Source organism: Pseudomonas sp. PAMC 26793 (genome assembly GCF_000313235.1).
GTDB classification, from domain to species: Bacteria; Pseudomonadota; Gammaproteobacteria; order Pseudomonadales; family Pseudomonadaceae; genus Aquipseudomonas; species Aquipseudomonas yamanorum.
Genome location: NZ_AMXG01000021.1, coordinates 114,347 through 133,224 on the forward strand (window position 1 = coordinate 114,347; position 18,878 = coordinate 133,224).

Genomic DNA, 18,878 nt, shown 5'->3' on the forward strand with positions numbered 1-18,878 from the left:
TTGCGAGAAAAGCGATAGCACTTGGCCTGTTTTATTCTGCACGAAGTGATCCCGGTGTCGCGGTTTTCTGCACGATTCAGGCTTGGGCCTTGGCCGGCATCACACCAAAACGGCTACGGTAGTCGCTTGGCGCCAGCCCGGTGATTTTCTTGAAGGTGGCACGGAAAGCGCCGGGATCCTGGTAACCCACGGTCCAGGCGATGTGATCAATGGTGCCGTTGGTGAACTCAAGCATCTGCCGCGCCTTGCCCACTCGCAGGTGCTGGCAGTATTCGGTGGGTTTCAAACCAGTAGCGGCGCGGAACCGTCGCAGGAAGGTGCGCTCCTCAAGTCTCGCCTCTAGCGCCATGGCAGCCAACGAAACATCCACCGCACCGCTGGCCTGCAGCCAATGCTGCACCTTGAGAATCGCAGCGTCGCCATGGGCGAGGATCGGCGCAAAGTTACTCCCGCATTCACTGGCGCTGTCGCTGTGTTCGATCACCAGGAAACGCGCAGTGCTGGCAGCGATGCTCGGGCCGAGCAAACGGTCCACCAGGCGCAGGCCCAGTTCGGACCAGGCCATAAGGCCGGCGGTGGTGATCAGGTCGCCGTCGTCGACGATAGGTTTGTCGGCTTCCAGGCGGATGGACGGGTAACGCGCGGCGAAAGACTTGGCCGACGTCCAGTGCGTGGTGGCACTGCGCCCGTCCAACAGGCCGCTTTCCGCCATCAGGATCGAGCCCACGCACACCCCGCCCAGAATGGTCCCGGTGCGGTGTTGCTGGCGCAGCCAATCCAGCAATTCAGCGGACGCCTGGCCTTCGGAAAAGCCGGCGATGGAAGGTGGAATCAGCAAGGCTGTCAGTGCCTGACCGGAGCTGGGCTGGCTGTCGAACACACGGGTCGGCGCATGGCCTGTTTCGGCCTGCCAATGACTGATGCGCAGGGATGGCAGCTGCTCGGACTGATGCTCGGCCGCAATCCGGTTGGCGACCGCGAACAGGTCGGTCAAGCCATGCACGGCGGCCATTTGCGCACCGCTGTAGATCAGCACGCCGAGCTCGACGATCGCCATTGTCAGTTTTCCCTCTGTTATTGTCGGTGCGGCCAATCCCCAGGCGCCGCGCCAGCCAGGATACTGGACGCATCAACCCTCACAAGGAAACCAACATGGCCAAGCAAGCACTCATCCTAATCGATATCCAGAACGACTACTTCCCTCAGGGCAAGTGGCCGCTTGACGGGGTGGACTCAGCGGCAGACAAGGCACAGCAAGTGCTCCAGGCGTTTCGCCAGGCGGGCGATGCGGTGATTCATGTACGTCACGAATTTACCTCCGACGATGCGCCCTTCTTCACCCCGGGTTCGGAGGGTGCGCATCTGCACCCCAAGGTGCTGAACCAGGCCGATGAGCCGGTGGTGCTCAAGCATTTCGTCAATGCGTTCCGCGAAACCAACCTGCGGGCACTGCTGGAACAACGCAGCATCACCGAGTTGGTCGTGGTGGGGAGCATGAGCCATATGTGCATCGACGGCGTGGTGCGCGCGGCGGCGGATATGGGCTACGCCGTGACGGTGATCCACGATGCCTGCGCGACGCGGGATCTGGAATTCAATGGCACCACCGTGCCGGCGGCCCAAGTGCATGCGGCGTTTATGTCGTCGTTGGGGTTTGCTTACGCGAGCGTAGTGTCGGCGGAACAGTTCTTGTCCGCCGATTGATCTCCCCCGCTCTTACCGGGTAGCGATGATGAACAGGCGCGGGAACGGCAGCAGCACAGTGCCATCGGCCAGCGCAGGATAAGCCTTGGTGATCCGCGCCAGGTATTCGTCCAGGAAGGCGCTCTTTTCTGACTCGGTCAGAGGCGCCAGGAACGGGCGCAATGCCGAGCCTTTGAACCACTCCACCACCGCAGCAGAACCTGCCAGCGGATGGTGGTAGGTGGTGCGCCAAACATCCACCGTGGAGCAGTGTTTGCTCAGCAGTTCAAAGTAGTAGCTCGCGGTATGGCGTTCGTTATGTTTCACCGCGCCGATCTTTGTGGCCCATGGACCGTCCGCGGCGACTTCCCGCGCCAGCTTGTGCGCCGGTTCATCGAGGTTGTCGGGCGTCTGCACCGCCAGGGTGCCGCCCAGCGTCAACTGACTTACCAGGTGCGGATACAGCGTGGCGTGGTCGGGCAGCCATTGCAGCGACGCATTGGCGAGGATGACGTCGAATTTCTGCGCCGGGTTCCAGGCGCCGATATCAGCCAATTCGAAATTCAACGCAGGCAGGCGCTTACGGGCGTCGACCAGCATGTCATCAGAGCTGTCCATGCCGGTGACCAACGCCTGCGGGAAGCGATCAGCCAGGACCTCAGTCGAGTTGCCCGGGCCGCAACCCAGGTCGACAGCGGTACGCACGTCACCATCAGGGATGGCTGCTACCAGATCCCGGACGGGACGGGTGCGCTGTTGTTCGAACATCGAGTATTGCTTGGCTGACCAGGTCATTGCGGCATTCCTTCTTCTGTGAGGAGTGACGACAGCCTAAATCTTGTGATCCATGAGAACAAATGCCAGGATTGATCACCTCCCATACCTGAAAAGTATTCCATATGCTGGAGCTCAGGCAGCTCAAGGCCTTCGTCGCGATTGCCGAAGAAGGCTATATCACCCGCGCAGCAGAACGACTGGGCATGCAGCAACCGCCATTGACGCGCCTGTTGCAAAGTCTGGAAGCCGAGTTGGGCGTGGTGCTGATGGAGCGCCTGCCACGGGGCGTGCGTCCGACCACTGCGGGGTTGGCCTTGCTGGAAGAGGCACGACATATTTTGGCCAGCGTCGATGGAGTGGCCGACATTGTGCGCCGCGCTGCCCGGGGTGAACGTGGGCGCTTGGCGATTGGCTTCACCAGCTCTGCCGCCTTGCATCCATTTGTGCCCAGCGTGTTGCGCCTGTTTCGGGAAACCTTTGTCGGTGTTTCTGTTGTTTTGGAAGAAGCTGGCACGGGTGAACTGCTGGACGCGTTACTCCATGAAAAACTCGACGCGGCATTTATCCGTTCGCCGCTGAGCGGGACGCAGGCGTTGAAGGATGAACCGATTCTGGTGGAGCCGATGTTGCTGGCACTGCCCACTGATCACCCGCTGGCTCTCGATCCGTCGACACCGCTGCCGTTGGCGGCATTGGCCACCGAGGCGTTTGTGCTGTATCGCCGCCGGGTGGGACTTGGGTTGTATGACGCGATTCTGGTGGCGTGTCGCGAAGCAGGTTTCAGCCCGCAGGTTGTGCAGGAAGCGCCGCGCATGACGGCGACGTTAAGCCTCGTGGCTGCAGGGCTTGGGGTTTCGATTGTGCCGGCATCCATGCAGCGGTTGCGGGGGGACGGGATTGTTTATCGGGAGCTGTCGGAGTGTCGTAGCCTGGTAGCGCCGTTGCATTTGGCAACGCGGGTGGGTGATACGTCGTCAGTGCTGGAGCGGTTTCGGGAACTGGTGGTGAGCGCCGCCTCTGCTGATGTTTAGCCGGTTGCCAGCCACGAAATGAAAAACCCCCGAGGCAAAAGCCATCGGGGGTTTTCAGGTGTTACGCGACAGTTCGGGTCTCAAGCGACCTTAGAACGGGATATCGTCATCAAAGCTGTCGAAGTCGGCTGCCGGCTGAGGAGCAGCCTGCTGTGGCGCTGGACGCGACTCACGCTGTGGCTGCTGGGTCGGCTGCGGACGGGACTGCTGCTGTGGACGCGGTGCCGAGTTGGACATGCCGCCCTGGCCCTGTTGGTCGCCCTGCGGACGGCCGCCCAGCAGTTGCATGGTGCCTTGCATATCGACCACGATTTCAGTGGTGTAACGCTTGATGCCGTCTTTTTCCCACTCGCGGGTTTGCAGTTTGCCTTCGATGTAGACCTGCGAACCTTTGCGAAGGTATTCACCGGCGATCTCTGCAACCTTGCCGAACATCGACACACGGTGCCATTCGGTTTTCTCGACCTTCTGGCCGGTTTGCTTGTCGGTCCACTGCTCGCTGGTCGCCAGACTCAGGTTGGTCACGGCGTTACCGTTCGGCAAGTAGCGAACTTCGGGATCCTGGCCGCATGTACCGACCAATATGACTTTGTTAACCCCACGGGCCATAACGTTCTCCTAGGCTGGGCGCGCTGTCGGCACTGGGTTGACCAGTTGCTCGAGCGTCGCGCGATCCAATAATTCGGTGTCCAATTTGATGTAGATGGCGGCTTCTTCAGTAACAACCACAGCATCCGTAACCCCAACAACGGCCTTAAGGCGCTCGACCAGACCGGCTTCGCGGATCGCTTCGGGCGATAACGGCAAGCGCAGGCTCGTCACATAGGGAGGTTCGCGCATGGTAACAGCAAAGGCTAGCCAGAGGGCAGCCAGACCTGCGCATCCCAGGAACACAACCGACAAACCGCCATGCTGGAACATCCAGCCGCCCATGATCCCGCCCAGTGCAGAACCGAGGAACTGGCTGGTGGAATACACGCCCATCGCCGTGCCTTTGCCGCCGGCCGGTGAAACCTTACTGATCAGCGAAGGCAATGAAGCCTCCAGCAGGTTGAACGCGGTGAAGAACACCACCGTGCCGATCACCAGCGCCCGCAGGCTGTCGCCGAACTGCCAGAAGAATAGCTCAGTGAGCATCAGTGTCGCGACGGCGCCCAATAGAACTCGTTTCATTTTGCGTTTCTTCTCGCCATAGATGATGAACGGGATCATGGCGAAGAAGGAAATCAGCAGCGCAGTAAGGTATACCCACCAGTGCTGCTCCTTGGGCAACCCGGCTTTTTGCACCAGGGCCAGGGGCAAGGCGACGAAGCTGCACATCAGCATCGCGTGTAATACGAAGATACCCAAATCCAGGCGCAGCAGGTCCGGGTGCTTGAGGGTGGGCAACAGCGCTTGTTTCGCGACGCCCGATTCACGGTGCTGCAGCGGCCCGGTGGAATGCGGCACCATAAAGGCAACGATCACGATGCCGAACAGTGCCATGCCACCCGTGGCCAGGAACAGGCCGTGCAAACCGAACGCGCGGGTCAGCAGCGGGCCAACCACCATTGCCACGGCGAACGAAAGACCAATGGTCATGCCGATCATGGCCATGGCCTTGGTGCGGTGTTGTTCGCGGGTCAGGTCGGAGAGCAGCGCCATGACGGCGGCGGAAATAGCGCCAGCGCCTTGCAGGACGCGTCCGGCGATCACGCCCCAGATCGAGTCGGCATTGGCCGCGAGCACACTGCCCAGGGCGAATACGATCAGGCCCAGGTAGATCACCGGCCGGCGGCCGATGCGGTCGGAAATGATCCCGAACGGAATCTGAAACAGCGCCTGGGTCAGGCCATAGGCGCCAATCGCCAGGCCGATCAGGGCCGGGGTCGCTCCTGCGAGATCCATTCCATAGGTCGCCAGCACCGGCAACACCATAAACATGCCAAGCATACGGAATGCGAACACCAGGGCCAGACCGCTTGCTGCGCGGGTCTCGCTGCCACTCATGCGTTCGCTGTGGGGATCGTGCATGGATAAACCTCGTGTGAACCGGCGGCGATTCTACCAGTCCCATCGATTGAGAGGGTATATGCGGCGCTTTGCCGCGCAGCTTTCATGTAAGGCTGCACCCGGCACTTTGACAGTGTATATTCATCCAGTCTTTAGCCGTATACTCCTGCATTATTTACGCCCGCCGTGCGAGGCCATCTTGGACAAGATCCTGATTCGTGGGGCTCGAACCCACAACCTGAAGAACATCGACCTGACCCTGCCACGGGACAAACTGATCGTCATCACCGGCTTGTCCGGGTCCGGCAAGTCGTCCCTGGCGTTTGACACGCTGTACGCCGAAGGCCAGCGCCGCTACGTGGAATCCCTGTCGGCCTATGCCCGCCAGTTCCTGTCGATGATGGAAAAGCCCGACGTCGACACCATTGAAGGCCTGTCGCCCGCGATTTCCATCGAACAGAAATCAACGTCCCATAACCCGCGCTCTACCGTGGGCACCATCACCGAGATCTACGACTACCTGCGCCTGCTGTATGCCCGCGTAGGTATCCCCCGTTGCCCGGACCACGACATCCCCCTGGAAGCCCAGACCGTCAGCCAGATGGTCGACCTGGTGCTGGCCCAGCCGGAAGGCGCCAAGCTGATGCTGCTGGCACCGGTGATTCGCGAGCGCAAGGGTGAACATCTTTCCGTCTTCGAAGAACTGCGTGCGCAAGGTTTTGTTCGTGCCCGGATCAACGGCAAGCTCTATGAGCTGGACGAAGCGCCGAAGCTGGATAAGCAGAAGAAGCATTCGATTGACGTAGTGGTCGACCGCTTCAAGGTGCGTGCCGATTTGCAGCAGCGCCTGGCGGAGTCCTTCGAAACCGCATTGAAGCTGGCGGACGGTATTGCTCTGGTAGCGCCGATGGACGACGAGCCAGGGGAAGAAATCATCTTCTCCGCGCGCTTCGCCTGCCCGATCTGTGGCCATGCCATCAGCGAGCTGGAGCCGAAGCTGTTCTCCTTCAACAACCCGGCGGGCGCCTGCCCGACCTGTGATGGCCTGGGGGTTAAGCAATTCTTCGACATCAAGCGCCTGGTCAATGGTGACCTTACGCTGGCGGAGGGCGCGATACGCGGCTGGGACAGGCGTAACGTCTATTACTTCCAGATGCTGGGTTCGCTGGCCTCGCACTATAAGTTCAGCCTCGAAGTGCCCTTCAACGAACTGACGGCCGAACACCAGAAATTCATCCTGCACGGCAGCGGTTCGCAGAACGTCGACTTCAAATATTTGAACGACCGTGGCGATATCGTCAAACGCTCCCACCCGTTCGAAGGCATCGTGCCGAACTTGGAACGACGCTACCGCGAGACCGAATCCGCCAGCGTGCGCGAAGAACTGGCCAAGTTCCTCAGCACCCAGCCGTGCCCGGACTGCCGTGGCACGCGCCTGCGCCGTGAAGCGCGGCATGTGTGGGTCGGTGAGAAAACCCTGCCGGCAGTGACCAACCTGCCGATTGGGGATGCCTGCGAATACTTCGGTACGCTGAAGCTGAATGGCCGCCGCGGGGAGATTGCCGACAAGATCCTCAAGGAGATTCGTGAGCGGTTGCAGTTCCTGGTCAACGTGGGCCTGGACTACCTGTCGCTGGACCGCAGTGCGGATACGCTCTCCGGTGGTGAAGCCCAGCGGATTCGCTTGGCCAGCCAGATTGGTGCCGGTCTGGTGGGTGTGTTGTACATCCTCGATGAGCCATCCATTGGTTTGCATCAACGGGACAACGATCGCCTGCTGGGTACACTGAAGCACCTGCGGGACATCGGTAATACGGTGATCGTGGTTGAGCACGATGAAGATGCCATTCGTCTTGCGGACTACGTGGTCGACATCGGCCCGGGCGCAGGTGTGCACGGTGGGCATATTGTCGCCGAGGGCACGCCGGCAGAACTGATGGCGCATCCTGACTCGCTGACCGGCAAGTACCTGTCCGGCCGCGTGAAGATTGCCGTACCGGCCAAACGTACGCCGCGCAACAAGAAAATGGCACTGCACCTCAAAGGCGCGCGTGGCAACAACTTGCGCAATGTTGATCTGGAGATCCCGCTGGGACTGCTGACCTGCGTGACCGGTGTATCCGGTTCAGGCAAGTCGACGCTGATCAACAACACGTTGTTTCCGTTGAGCGCCACTGCACTCAACGGGGCGACGACTCTTGAAGCCGCCGCTCATGACAGCATCAAGGGTCTGGAACACCTGGATAAGGTGGTCGATATCGACCAAAGCCCGATTGGCCGCACGCCGCGTTCCAATCCGGCGACCTACACTGGGCTGTTTACGCCGATTCGCGAGCTGTTCGCCGGCGTGCCGGAATCGCGCTCACGCGGTTACGGGCCTGGCCGGTTCTCGTTCAACGTCAAGGGCGGGCGCTGTGAGGCGTGCCAGGGCGATGGCTTGATCAAGGTTGAGATGCACTTCCTGCCGGACATCTACGTGCCGTGCGACGTGTGCAAGAGCAAGCGCTACAACCGCGAAACCCTGGAGATCAAATACAAGGGCAAGAGTATCCACGAAACCCTCGAGATGACGATCGAGGAAGCCCGAGTGTTCTTTGACGCGGTACCGGCCCTGGCGCGCAAGCTGCAGACACTGATGGATGTAGGCCTGTCGTACATCAAGCTCGGGCAGTCGGCGACTACGCTGTCGGGTGGTGAGGCGCAGCGGGTCAAGCTGTCTCGCGAGCTGTCCAAGCGCGATACCGGCAAGACCTTGTATATCCTCGATGAGCCGACCACGGGTTTGCACTTCGCGGATATCCAACAATTGCTGGATGTACTGCATCGCTTGCGTGACCACGGCAACACGGTGGTGGTGATCGAGCACAACCTGGATGTGATCAAGACCGCCGACTGGCTGGTGGACCTGGGGCCGGAAGGCGGCTCCAAAGGTGGGCAGATCATTGCGGTCGGCACACCGGAACAAGTGTCAGAGATGAAGCAGTCTCACACCGGCTTCTATCTCAAGCCGCTGCTGGCCCGCGACAAGGACTGATTGTTCAGGCCCACGAAAAAGCCCCTGTCACTTACACAGTGACAGGGGCTTTTTTGTAGCCGGAGAAATCAGAACTGCGATTGCAGGTAGTTCTCCAGGCCAATCAACTTGATCAGGCCCAACTGCTTTTCCAGCCAGTAGGTGTGATCTTCTTCGGTGTCATTCAACTGCACCCGCAGGATTTCCCGCGTGACGTAGTCGTTGTGCTGCTCGCAGAGCTCAATGCCCTTGCAGAGCGCGGCACGGACCTTGTACTCAAGGCGCAAGTCGCTGGCGAGCATCTCAGGCACCGTGGTGCCGGTATCCAGGTCGTCGGGACGCATACGTGGCGTGCCTTCGAGCATCAGGATACGGCGCATCAGCGCGTCGGCGTGCTGTGCCTCTTCTTCCATTTCGTGGTTGATACGCTCGTAGAGCTCGGTAAAGCCCCAGTCTTCGTACATCCGCGAGTGAATGAAATATTGGTCACGAGCTGCCAGTTCGCCCGTCAGCAACGTGTTGAGGTAATCGATTACGTCGGGGTGACCTTGCATCGCCCTGCATCTCCCTACTTGAAAGTCTGTAGTTTGAACCATGATGACCCGGAGGTCACGGGACCAACGGCAGAAAAGTGAAGATTTCCGGTGAAAAGTAGCTTAAATAACGCAAAAACCGCCCAAATGAGGGCGGTTCTGCTTATCGTTTAGAGTTAGTTAAGCGATACACCCAGTGCAGATGCGATCCCTTCTCCATAAGCCGGATCTGCCTTGAAGAAGTACTGCAACTGGCGCTGGACCACGTCGCTGGAAACCCCTGCCATGGCGCCGGCGATGTTGTTGATCAGCAGGGCTTTCTGCTCATCATTCATCAGGCGGAACAGCGCACCGGCGTGGCTGTAGTAGTCGGTGTCCTCGCGGTGATCGTAACGATCCGCCGCACCGCTCAGGGCCAAGGTTGGCTCGGCATACTGAGGAGCCTGCTTCGGTGCATCGGCATAGCTGTTTGGCTCGTAGTTGGGAGCCGCACCGCCATTGGCGCCGAATGCCATCGAGCCGTCACGCTGGTAGCTGTTGACCGGGCTGCGTGGCGCGTTCACCGGCAGGTGCTGGTGATTGGTGCCGACACGGTAGCGGTGGGCATCAGCGTAAGCGAACACGCGACCTTGCAGCATGCGGTCTGGCGACAAGCCAACACCTGGGACCATGTTGCTTGGACCGAAAGCCGCCTGCTCAACTTCAGCGAAGTAGTTCAGCGGGTTACGGTTCAGCTCCAGTTCGCCGACTTCGATCAGCGGGAACTCTTTCTGCGACCAGGTCTTGGTCACGTCGAACGGGTTCTCGTAGTGAGCGTTCGCCTGGGCTTCCGTCATGATCTGGATGCACACGCGCCATTTCGGGAAGTCACCGCGCTCGATAGCACCGAACAGATCGCGCTGGGCGTAATCAGGGTCGGTACCCGCCAAGCGTGCAGCGTCAGCCGGCGCCAGGTTCTTGATGCCTTGCTTGGTCTTGTAGTGCCACTTCACCCAGTGACGCTCGCCTTTGGCGTTGATCAGGCTGTAGGTGTGGCTGCCGAAGCCGTGCATGTGGCGGTAACCGTCCGGGATGCCGCGGTCCGAAAACAGGATGGTGACCTGGTGCAGCGCCTCAGGGGAGTGCGACCAGAAGTCCCACATCATCTGTGCACTTTTCAGGTTGCTTTGCGGCAGGCGCTTTTGGGTGTGGATGAAGTCCGGAAATTTCAGCGGGTCACGGATGAAGAACACCGGGGTGTTGTTGCCAACGATGTCCCAGTTGCCTTCTTCGGTATAGAACTTCAAGGCGAAACCACGTGGGTCGCGCTCAGTGTCAGCCGAACCGCGCTCGCCACCTACCGTGGAGAAGCGCAGGAAGGTCGGAGTTTGCTTACCCACGGACTCGAACAGCTTGGCGCTGGTGTACTGAGTGATGTCTCGGGTGACGGTGAAGGTACCGTAGGCACCCGAGCCTTTGGCGTGTACGCGACGCTCAGGGATGTTTTCACGGTTGAAGTGGGCGAGCTTCTCGATCAGGTGAAAATCGTCGAGCAGCAATGGGCCGCGTGGGCCGGCCGAACGGGAATTCTGGTTATCGGCAACGGGGGCGCCGCTGGCGGTAGTAAGGGTTTTATTCTGGCTCATGCTCAATCTTCCTCAGGTCAGTCTTGGAACTGCCGGCTAATCGGCTTGGGGGGCAGTATTGACCAGGAAGATGACACCATCAAATTCATTAAATCATGATCTTCGATAGAAATTAACTAACGAACAATCCGAACGGATAGCTAAAAACGGATTAAAGAGCCGAATAACTATCCGATCGAGGTTATTCGAGTTTTCTAACGCGCACAAAAAACCGGGCACTAGGCCCGGTTCTTCGTTACAGACTGACGTCTTACTCAGCGGATACAGCTTCACCGCCAACTGGACGATCGATCAGCTCAACGTACGCCATAGGCGCGTTGTCACCAGCGCGGAAACCGCACTTGAGGATGCGCAGGTAGCCACCCTCACGGGTAGCGTAACGCTTGCCCAGGTCGTTGAAGAGCTTACCAACGATAGCTTTCGAACGAGTACGGTCGAAAGCCAGACGACGGTTAGCCAGGCTGTCTGTCTTAGCCAAAGTAATCAGCGGCTCAGCAACGCGACGCAGTTCTTTAGCTTTCGGCAGTGTAGTTTTGATCAGCTCGTGCTCGAACAGCGACACCGCCATGTTCTGGAACATAGCCTTACGGTGCGAGCTGGTACGGCTCAGGTGACGACCACTTTTACGATGACGCATGGTTCATTCCTTACCAAACTCACGTTCGGTGATTACGACGATCAGGCAGTCGCCTTGTCGTCCTTCTTAAGACTTGCAGGCGGCCAGTTGTCGAGGCGCATGCCTAGGGACAGACCGCGGGAGGCCAGAACGTCCTTGATTTCAGTCAAGGATTTCTTGCCCAGGTTCGGAGTCTTCAACAGTTCTACTTCGGTGCGCTGAATCAGATCGCCGATGTAGTAAATGTTTTCCGCCTTAAGGCAGTTAGCCGAACGTACAGTCAGTTCCAGATCGTCAACCGGGCGAAGCAGGATCGGATCGATCTCGTCTTCCTGCTCGATTACCACTGGTTCACTGTCACCTTTGAGGTCGACGAACGCAGCCAACTGCTGTTGCAGAATGGTTGCAGCGCGGCGGATAGCCTCTTCAGGATCCAGAGTACCGTTGGTTTCCAGATCAATAACCAGCTTGTCCAGGTTAGTACGCTGTTCGACACGGGCGTTTTCCACCACGTATGCGATACGGCGAACCGGGCTGAACGAAGAGTCGAGCTGCAAGCGACCAATGCTGCGGCTTTCGTCTTCATCGCTCTGACGCGAGTCGGCCGGTTCATAACCACGACCACGAGCTACGGTGAGCTTCATGTTCAGGGCGCCGTTAGACGCCAGGTTAGCGATTACGTGATCGGGATTAACGATCTCGACATCATGATCCAGCTGAATATCGGCAGCGGTAACCACCCCCGAACCCTTCTTCGACAAGGTCAGCGTAACTTCGTCACGGCCGTGCAGCTTGATAGCCAGACCTTTAAGGTTCAACAGGATTTCAATTACGTCTTCCTGTACACCTTCGATGGCGCTGTACTCGTGGAGCACACCGTCAATCTCGGCCTCGACTACTGCACAGCCGGGCATTGAGGACAACAGGATGCGGCGCAGCGCGTTGCCCAGGGTGTGGCCAAAACCACGCTCGAGAGGCTCGAGAGTGATCTTGGCGCGGGTTGGACTGACAACCTGCACATCAATGTGACGGGGTGTCAGGAACTCATTTACCGAAATCTGCATGGATGCACCTATTTTCTAGCCCTTACTTGGAGTAGAGCTCGACAATCAGGCTTTCGTTGATGTCGGCGGACAGATCACTGCGAGCAGGAACGTTCTTGAAAACGCCCGACTTCTTCTCAGTGTCTACTTCTACCCATTCTACGCGGCCACGTTGGGCACACAGATCGAGAGCTTGGACAATGCGAAGTTGATTTTTTGCTTTCTCGCGAATCGCGACCACGTCACCAGCACGAACCTGGTACGACGGGACGTTAACGGTTTGGCCGTTTACGCTGACGGATTTGTGCGATACCAGCTGACGGGATTCGGCACGAGTCGAACCAAAGCCCATACGGTATACAACGTTGTCCAGACGGCATTCGAGCAGTTGCAGCAGGTTTTCACCGGTTGCACCTTTCTTGCCAGCAGCTTCTTTGTAGTAGCCGCTGAACTGACGCTCGAGAACGCCGTAGATACGACGGACCTTCTGCTTTTCACGCAGTTGGGTGCCGTAATCGGACTGGCGACCGCGGCGTTGGCCGTGGATACCAGGTGCTGCTTCAATGTTGCACTTCGATTCGATCGCGCGCACGCCGCTCTTCAGAAAGAGATCGGTGCCTTCACGACGAGCGAGTTTGCATTTTGGACCAATGTAACGAGCCATTCTTTACAATCTCCTGGATTACACGCGGCGCTTCTTCGGCGGACGGCACCCGTTGTGCGGGATTGGCGTCACGTCGGTGATGCTGGCGATCTTATAGCCACAGCCGTTCAATGCACGGACAGCAGACTCACGACCTGGACCTGGACCTTTGACGTTAACGTCGAGGTTTTTCAGGCCATATTCCAGCGCAGCTTGACCAGCACGTTCAGCAGCTACTTGAGCAGCAAACGGGGTGGACTTGCGGGAACCGCGGAAACCCGAACCACCGGAGGTAGCCCAAGAAAGCGCGTTACCTTGACGGTCGGTGATGGTCACGATTGTGTTGTTAAAAGATGCATGGATATGGGCGATGCCATCAACCACTGTCTTTTTAACTTTTTTACGAGGACGAGCAGCAGGTTTTGCCATGATTAATTTCCTGTCGATTCGCGTGGGCGATTACTTGCGGATCGGCTTACGCGGACCTTTACGGGTACGCGCGTTAGTCTTGGTACGCTGACCGCGTACTGGAAGACCACGACGATGACGCAGACCACGGTAGCAACCGAGGTCCATCAAACGCTTGATTTTCATGTTGATTTCGCGACGCAGGTCACCTTCAGTGGTGAACTTCGCCACTTCGCCACGCAACAGCTCAATCTGCTCGTCGCTCAGATCTTTGATCTTTGCGGCTGGGTTTACCCCAGTGTCTGCGCAAATTTTCTGCGCAGTAGTGCGACCAACACCATAGATGTAGGTCAGCGAGATAACAGTGTGCTTGTTATCTGGAATGTTAACGCCTGCAATACGGGCCATTCAGTGGGACTCCAATTGACAGCTACCTACGCCCCGGAAGCCAAGAAATAGGGCGCGAGATAATATCGCTGTAATAACAAATAATCAACCCGGCAGCGCACTAGCTGCCGGGCTTCAAGCGGATCACACTCAGCCTTGGCGCTGTTTGTGACGCGGTTCCGCGCTGCAAATTACTCGAACAACACCTTCGCGGCGAATAATCTTGCAGTTACGGCACAGCTTTTTCACCGATGCACGAACTTTCATCACCAACTCCTCGAACCTTATGGGTACTCAGCGCAACATGCCGCTGCCGTAACCCTTCAGGTTGGCTTTCTTCATCAGGGATTCGTACTGGTGCGAAACGAGGTGCGATTGTACTTGGGACATGAAGTCCATCACAACCACGACGACGATCAGCAACGAGGTCCCGCCAAGGTAGAACGGAACGTTTGCTGCAACCACCAGGAACTGGGGCAACAAGCACACGGCCGTCATATATAGAGCACCGAACATGGTCAAGCGAGTCAGAACGCCATCAATGTAGCGCGCAGACTGCTCACCTGGACGAATACCCGGAATAAAGGCACCGGACTTCTTCAGGTTTTCCGCTACGTCTTTCGGATTGAACATCAACGCCGTATAGAAGAAGCAGAAGAAAATAATCCCTGCACTAAACAGCAGAATATTCAACGGCTGACCAGGAGCGATCGACTGCGAGATGTCCTGCAACCAGCCCATACCTTCAGACTGACCGAACCAGGCACCCAACGAAGCCGGAAACAGCAAAATGCTGCTCGCGAAAATGGCGGGAATAACCCCGGCCATGTTCACTTTCAGCGGCAAGTGGCTGGTCTGCGCGGCAAAGACCTTGCGGCCCTGCTGACGCTTGGCGTAGTGAACAGCAATACGACGCTGGCCACGCTCAATGAACACCACAAAACCGATAATCGCTACTGCCAACAAACCGATGGCAACCAAGGCGAAGATATTGATATCACCCTGACGTGCAGACTCGAAAGACTGCCCAATCGCTCTCGGAAGACCGGCAACGATACCTGCGAAAATCAACATCGAGATACCGTTACCAACACCACGCTCAGTAATCTGCTCACCCAGCCACATCATGAACATCGCACCAGCCACAAAAGTGGATACCGCGACGAAATGGAAGCCAAAGTCACCAGTGAACGCAACACCCTGCCCGGCCAGACCAACGGACATGCCGATAGCCTGGACGAGGGCGAGGATGACAGTGCCGTAGCGGGTGTACTGGCTTATCTTGCGACGGCCAGCTTCACCTTCCTTCTTCAACTGCTCCAGCTGCGGGCTAACGGCGGTCATCAGCTGCATGATGATCGATGCCGAGATGTACGGCATGATCCCCAGTGCAAAGATACTCATCCGTTCCAGCGCGCCGCCGGAAAACATGTTGAACAAGCTAAGAATGGTCCCCTCATTCTGTCGAAACAGGTCTGCGAGTCGGTCCGGGTTGATACCTGGAACCGGGATGTGTGCGCCTATTCGGTAGACGATAATCGCCAGGAACAGAAAACGCAGACGAGCCCAAAGTTCAGACATACCGCCTTTGCCGAGCGCTGAGAGAGCACCTTGCTTAGCCATTTATTCCTCGAACTTGCCGCCAGCTGCTTCGATAGCCGAACGCGCACCTTTGGTGGCGCCGATTCCCTTGCCGATAGTGACAGCGCGAGTCACTTCACCGGACAGCATGATTTTCACACGCTGTACGTTGACGTTGATCACGTTGGCATCTTTCAGGGTCTGCACGGTAACGATGTCGCCTTCCACTTTGGCCAGCTCGGACAAACGCACTTCTGCGCGGTCCATGGCTTTCAGGGAAACGAAACCGAACTTCGGCAGGCGACGATGCAGCGGCTGTTGACCGCCTTCAAAGCCTGGAGCGATGGTGCCACCGGAGCGGGAGGACTGACCTTTGTGGCCACGGCCACCGGTCTTGCCCAAACCACTACCGATACCACGGCCCGGACGATGCTTTTCGCGACGGGAACCCGGCGCTGGACTCAGATCATTGAGTTTCATCGAATTAACCCTCGACACGCAGCATGTAGTAAGCCTTGTTGATCATCCCGCGATTCTCGGGAGTATCAAGTACTTCTACAGTGTGACCGATGCGACGCAGACCCAAACCCTTAACGCACAATTTGTGGTTAGGGATGCGGCCGGTCATGCTTTTGATCAGCGTTACTTTAACGGTAGCCATGATCAGAAGATCTCCTTGACGCTTTTGCCACGCTTGGCGGCAATGGATTCAGGAGACTGCATAGCCTTCAAACCTTTAAAAGTGGCGTGAACCACGTTTACCGGGTTAGTCGAGCCGTAGCACTTGGCCAGAACGTTCTGAACGCCAGCAACTTCGAGGACAGCACGCATAGCGCCGCCAGCGATGATACCGGTACCTTCAGAAGCAGGCTGCATGTACACCTTCGAAGCGCCGTGAGCGGACTTCATTGCATACTGCAGAGTGGTGCCGTTCAGATCAACTTGGATCATGTTGCGACGAGCAGCTTCCATTGCCTTCTGGATCGCAGCAGGCACTTCACGTGACTTGCCACGGCCGAAGCCAACACGCCCTTTACCATCACCAACCACGGTCAACGCGGTGAAAGTGAAGATACGGCCGCCTTTAACGGTTTTGGCTACGCGGTTAACTTGAACCAGCTTCTCAATGTAGCCTTCGTCGCGCTTTTGGTCGTTATTTGACATAACTTAGAACTCCAGCCCAGCTTCACGAGCAGCATCAGCCAGCGCTTTCACGCGGCCGTGGTACTTGAAGCCAGAGCGGTCGAAAGCCACTTGCGAGACGCCGGCGGCCTTAGCACGCGTAGCGACCAGCTGGCCAACCTTAGTGGCCGCGTCGATGTTGCCAGTGGCACCATCACGCAGTTCTTTATCCAAAGTCGAGGCGCTTGCCAGGACTTTGTTGCCGTCGGCCGAGATGACCTGGGCGTAGATGTGCTGCGACGAGCGGAACACGCAGAGACGCACGACTTCGAGTTCGTGCATTTTCAGGCGTGCTTTGCGAGCGCGACGCAGTCGAGTAACTTTTTTGTCGGTCATTTGCTATGCCCTACTTCTTCTTGGCTTCTTTACGACGGACGACTTCGTCCGCGTAGCGCACACCTTTGCCTTTGTACGGCTCTGGTGGACGGAAGTCGCGGATCTCAGCGGCCACCTGACCTACCAGCTGCTTATCAATACCCTTGATCAGGATATCGGTTTGGCTTGGGGTCTCAGCGGTGATGCCTTCCGGCAGTTCGTAATCCACTGGGTGCGAGAAGCCAAGGGCCAGGTTCAGAACCGTGCCTTTTGCTTGCGCTTTGTAACCAACACCGACCAGCTGGAGCTTACGCTCGAAGCCTTGGCTTACGCCTTGGACCATGTTGTTTACCAACGCACGAGTGGTACCGGCCATTGCGCGAGTTTGTTGATCGCCATTGCGAGCAGCGAAACGCAGCTCACCAGCTTCTTCAACGATCTCAACGGACGAATGGATGTTCAGTTCCAGAGTGCCCTTGGCACCCTTCACCGAAAGCTGTTGGCCTGCGAATTTTACCTCGACACCGGCTGGCAGCTTAACGGGGTTCTTAGCGACGCGTGACATGCTTATCCCCCCTTAGAACACAGTGCAAAGAACTTCGCCGCCGACACCGGCAGCGCGCGCAGCACGATCCGTCATCACACCTTTGTTGGTGGAGACGATAGACACACCGAGACCGCCACGAACTTTTGGCAGATCATCAACGGACTTGTACTGACGCAGGCCTGGACGGCTAACGCGCTTCACTTCTTCGATTACCGGACGGCCTTCGAAGTACTTCAGCTCGATGGACAGCAGTGGTTTGATTTCGCTGCTGATCTGATAACCCGCAATGTAGCCTTCGTCTTTCAGGACTTTGGCAACAGCAACCTTCAACGTGGAAGATGGCATGCTTACGACGGACTTTTCAGCCATCTGGGCATTACGGATACGAGTTAGCATGTCCGCTAACGGGTCCTGCATACTCATGGCTAGACGCTCCTAATACAAAAAAATTAGCCTTGCGGCCATTACGTGTCGCCGAGAATCTCCGAGCACAAAACACACGGGCTCAGGCGAGCCGCGTATTTTAGACACACTCCGGAAATGAAACAAGCCCCAAAAGGGGCTTGTTCCAGATTCTAGGCCACCGGTGGTCAGTATCTTGCGATCCTGACCACCGAGACTTCGAAAGTACTTACCAGCTGGCTTTAACCAGACCTGGTACGTCACCACGCATTGCCGCTTCACGCAGTTTGTTACGGCCGAGGCCGAACTTGCGGTAAACGCCGTGTGGACGACCGGTCAGGCGGCAGCGGTTACGCATGCGCGAGGCGCTTGCGTCACGTGGCTGCTTCTGCAGAGCAACTGTAGCTTCCCAACGCGCTTCTGGACTTGCGTTCAGATCAACGATGATTGCTTTCAGTGCTGCACGCTTCTTGGCGTACTTGGCAACCGTGAGCTGACGTTTCAGCTCGCGGTTTTTCATGCTCATCTTGGCCATGGTCCTACTCCAATCAGTTGCGGAACGGGAATTTGAACGCACGCAGCAGAGCGCGGCCTTCATCATCGTTCTTGGCAGTGGTGGTCAGGGTGATGTCCAGACCGCGGAGAGCATCGATCTTGTCGTAGTCGATTTCCGGGAAGATGATCTGCTCTTTAACGCCCATGCTGTAGTTACCACGACCATCGAAGGACTTGGCATTCAGGCCGCGGAAGTCGCGGACCCGAGGCAGGGAGATCGACAGCAGACGATCCAGGAATTCGTACATACGCTCACGGCGCAGAGTCACTTTGACGCCGATCGGCCAACCTTCACGGACTTTAAAGCCAGCGATGGATTTCCGAGCGTAGGTCACAACGACTTTTTGGCCGGTGATCTTTTCCAGGTCAGCAACAGCGTGCTCGATGACTTTTTTGTCGCCGATCGCTTCGCCCAGACCCATGTTCAGGGTGATTTTGGTAACGCGCGGAACTTCCATCACGTTCGAAAGCTTAAGTTCTTCCTTAAGTTTCGGTGCGATTTCCTTCCGGTAAATCTCTTTTAGTCGTGCCATGGTCTTCTACCT

At 57.5% G+C, this 18,878-nt stretch carries 24 protein-coding genes; 3 read left to right on the top strand and 21 right to left on the bottom strand.

Features of this window, described 5'->3' with window-relative positions:
* Window positions 1–76: 76 nt before the first annotated feature.
* The gene (locus tag D109_RS0107070; RefSeq protein ID WP_017476310.1) at window positions 77–1,057 is read right to left on the bottom strand and encodes a GlxA family transcriptional regulator; all 981 of its coding nucleotides are present in this window, start codon (window positions 1,055–1,057) and stop codon (window positions 77–79) included.
* 95 nt (window positions 1,058–1,152) lie between these two features.
* Here D109_RS0107070 and D109_RS0107075 point away from each other — a divergent pair, with 95 nt between their 5' ends.
* The gene (locus tag D109_RS0107075) at window positions 1,153–1,704 is read left to right on the top strand and encodes a cysteine hydrolase family protein (protein WP_017476311.1); all 552 of its coding nucleotides are present in this window, start codon (window positions 1,153–1,155) and stop codon (window positions 1,702–1,704) included.
* A gap of 12 nt (window positions 1,705–1,716) precedes the next feature.
* Here the strand turns inward: D109_RS0107075 and tam are convergent, their stop codons facing one another.
* Complete coding sequence (tam, locus tag D109_RS0107080; protein WP_017476312.1) at window positions 1,717–2,478, bottom strand: trans-aconitate 2-methyltransferase; 762 nt, start codon at window positions 2,476–2,478, stop codon at window positions 1,717–1,719.
* A gap of 104 nt (window positions 2,479–2,582) precedes the next feature.
* Between tam and D109_RS0107085 the strand changes: the two genes are divergently transcribed.
* The gene (locus D109_RS0107085) at window positions 2,583–3,491 is read left to right on the top strand and encodes a LysR family transcriptional regulator (RefSeq protein WP_017476313.1); all 909 of its coding nucleotides are present in this window, start codon (window positions 2,583–2,585) and stop codon (window positions 3,489–3,491) included.
* A 90-nt stretch (window positions 3,492–3,581) separates the two neighbouring features.
* Here D109_RS0107085 and D109_RS0107090 read toward each other — a convergent pair whose 3' ends face one another.
* Window positions 3,582–4,100, bottom strand: a complete 519-nt coding sequence (locus D109_RS0107090; protein ID WP_003210042.1) for a single-stranded DNA-binding protein — start codon at window positions 4,098–4,100, stop codon at window positions 3,582–3,584.
* 9 nt (window positions 4,101–4,109) lie between these two features.
* On the bottom strand, window positions 4,110–5,504 hold the full coding sequence (locus D109_RS0107095) for an MFS transporter (protein WP_017476314.1): 1,395 nt from the start codon (window positions 5,502–5,504) through the stop codon (window positions 4,110–4,112).
* A 178-nt stretch (window positions 5,505–5,682) separates the two neighbouring features.
* Here D109_RS0107095 and uvrA point away from each other — a divergent pair, with 178 nt between their 5' ends.
* A complete protein-coding gene (gene uvrA, locus D109_RS0107100; protein WP_017476315.1) occupies window positions 5,683–8,517 on the top strand; it encodes an excinuclease ABC subunit UvrA in 2,835 nt (944 codons plus the stop codon).
* A 68-nt stretch (window positions 8,518–8,585) separates the two neighbouring features.
* Here uvrA and bfr read toward each other — a convergent pair whose 3' ends face one another.
* From bfr to rplE, 17 genes are all read right to left on the bottom strand, one after another.
* Complete coding sequence (bfr, locus tag D109_RS0107105) at window positions 8,586–9,050, bottom strand: bacterioferritin (RefSeq protein WP_003210048.1); 465 nt, start codon at window positions 9,048–9,050, stop codon at window positions 8,586–8,588.
* A gap of 155 nt (window positions 9,051–9,205) precedes the next feature.
* Entirely contained in the window at window positions 9,206–10,654 is a 1,449-nt protein-coding gene (locus D109_RS0107110) for a catalase (protein ID WP_017476316.1), read from the bottom strand.
* A gap of 250 nt (window positions 10,655–10,904) precedes the next feature.
* Complete coding sequence (rplQ, locus tag D109_RS0107115) at window positions 10,905–11,291, bottom strand: 50S ribosomal protein L17 (protein ID WP_003210053.1); 387 nt, start codon at window positions 11,289–11,291, stop codon at window positions 10,905–10,907.
* Window positions 11,292–11,332: 41 nt separating this feature from the next.
* Entirely contained in the window at window positions 11,333–12,334 is a 1,002-nt protein-coding gene (gene rpoA, locus D109_RS0107120) for a DNA-directed RNA polymerase subunit alpha (protein WP_003176403.1), read from the bottom strand.
* Between the two features lie 22 nt (window positions 12,335–12,356).
* The gene (gene rpsD, locus D109_RS0107125) at window positions 12,357–12,977 is read right to left on the bottom strand and encodes a 30S ribosomal protein S4 (RefSeq protein WP_003210056.1); all 621 of its coding nucleotides are present in this window, start codon (window positions 12,975–12,977) and stop codon (window positions 12,357–12,359) included.
* Window positions 12,978–12,995: 18 nt separating this feature from the next.
* Window positions 12,996–13,385 carry a 30S ribosomal protein S11 gene (gene rpsK / locus D109_RS0107130; RefSeq protein WP_002555466.1) on the bottom strand — a complete coding sequence of 130 codons (390 nt, stop codon included), beginning with the start codon at window positions 13,383–13,385 and terminating at the stop codon, window positions 12,996–12,998.
* 30 nt (window positions 13,386–13,415) lie between these two features.
* Window positions 13,416–13,772, bottom strand: coding sequence for a 30S ribosomal protein S13 (gene rpsM, locus D109_RS0107135; protein ID WP_003210063.1), 357 nt, complete (start codon window positions 13,770–13,772; stop codon window positions 13,416–13,418).
* A gap of 129 nt (window positions 13,773–13,901) precedes the next feature.
* A complete protein-coding gene (gene rpmJ / locus D109_RS1000000132625; RefSeq protein WP_002555468.1) occupies window positions 13,902–14,018 on the bottom strand; it encodes a 50S ribosomal protein L36 in 117 nt (38 codons plus the stop codon).
* Between the two features lie 27 nt (window positions 14,019–14,045).
* On the bottom strand, window positions 14,046–15,374 hold the full coding sequence (gene secY, locus D109_RS0107140; RefSeq protein ID WP_003210064.1) for a preprotein translocase subunit SecY: 1,329 nt from the start codon (window positions 15,372–15,374) through the stop codon (window positions 14,046–14,048).
* Window positions 15,375–15,812: a 50S ribosomal protein L15 gene (rplO, locus tag D109_RS0107145; RefSeq protein WP_003210066.1), complete on the bottom strand. Its 438-nt coding sequence runs from the start codon at window positions 15,810–15,812 to the stop codon at window positions 15,375–15,377.
* A gap of 4 nt (window positions 15,813–15,816) precedes the next feature.
* Complete coding sequence (rpmD, locus tag D109_RS0107150) at window positions 15,817–15,993, bottom strand: 50S ribosomal protein L30 (RefSeq protein ID WP_003186033.1); 177 nt, start codon at window positions 15,991–15,993, stop codon at window positions 15,817–15,819.
* Window positions 15,994–15,995: 2 nt separating this feature from the next.
* A complete protein-coding gene (rpsE, locus tag D109_RS0107155; RefSeq protein WP_003186035.1) occupies window positions 15,996–16,496 on the bottom strand; it encodes a 30S ribosomal protein S5 in 501 nt (166 codons plus the stop codon).
* 3 nt (window positions 16,497–16,499) lie between these two features.
* Complete coding sequence (rplR, locus tag D109_RS0107160) at window positions 16,500–16,850, bottom strand: 50S ribosomal protein L18 (RefSeq protein ID WP_003186037.1); 351 nt, start codon at window positions 16,848–16,850, stop codon at window positions 16,500–16,502.
* Window positions 16,851–16,860: 10 nt separating this feature from the next.
* Window positions 16,861–17,394 (bottom strand): 50S ribosomal protein L6, encoded by a 534-nt coding sequence (gene rplF / locus D109_RS0107165; protein WP_003176412.1) that lies wholly within the window; start codon window positions 17,392–17,394, stop codon window positions 16,861–16,863.
* 12 nt (window positions 17,395–17,406) lie between these two features.
* Entirely contained in the window at window positions 17,407–17,799 is a 393-nt protein-coding gene (rpsH, locus tag D109_RS0107170) for a 30S ribosomal protein S8 (RefSeq protein ID WP_003186040.1), read from the bottom strand.
* Window positions 17,800–18,007: 208 nt separating this feature from the next.
* Window positions 18,008–18,313 (bottom strand): 30S ribosomal protein S14, encoded by a 306-nt coding sequence (gene rpsN / locus D109_RS0107175; RefSeq protein ID WP_003176414.1) that lies wholly within the window; start codon window positions 18,311–18,313, stop codon window positions 18,008–18,010.
* A gap of 13 nt (window positions 18,314–18,326) precedes the next feature.
* On the bottom strand, window positions 18,327–18,866 hold the full coding sequence (rplE, locus tag D109_RS0107180; protein ID WP_003210069.1) for a 50S ribosomal protein L5: 540 nt from the start codon (window positions 18,864–18,866) through the stop codon (window positions 18,327–18,329).
* Between the last annotated feature and the right edge of the window lie 12 nt (window positions 18,867–18,878).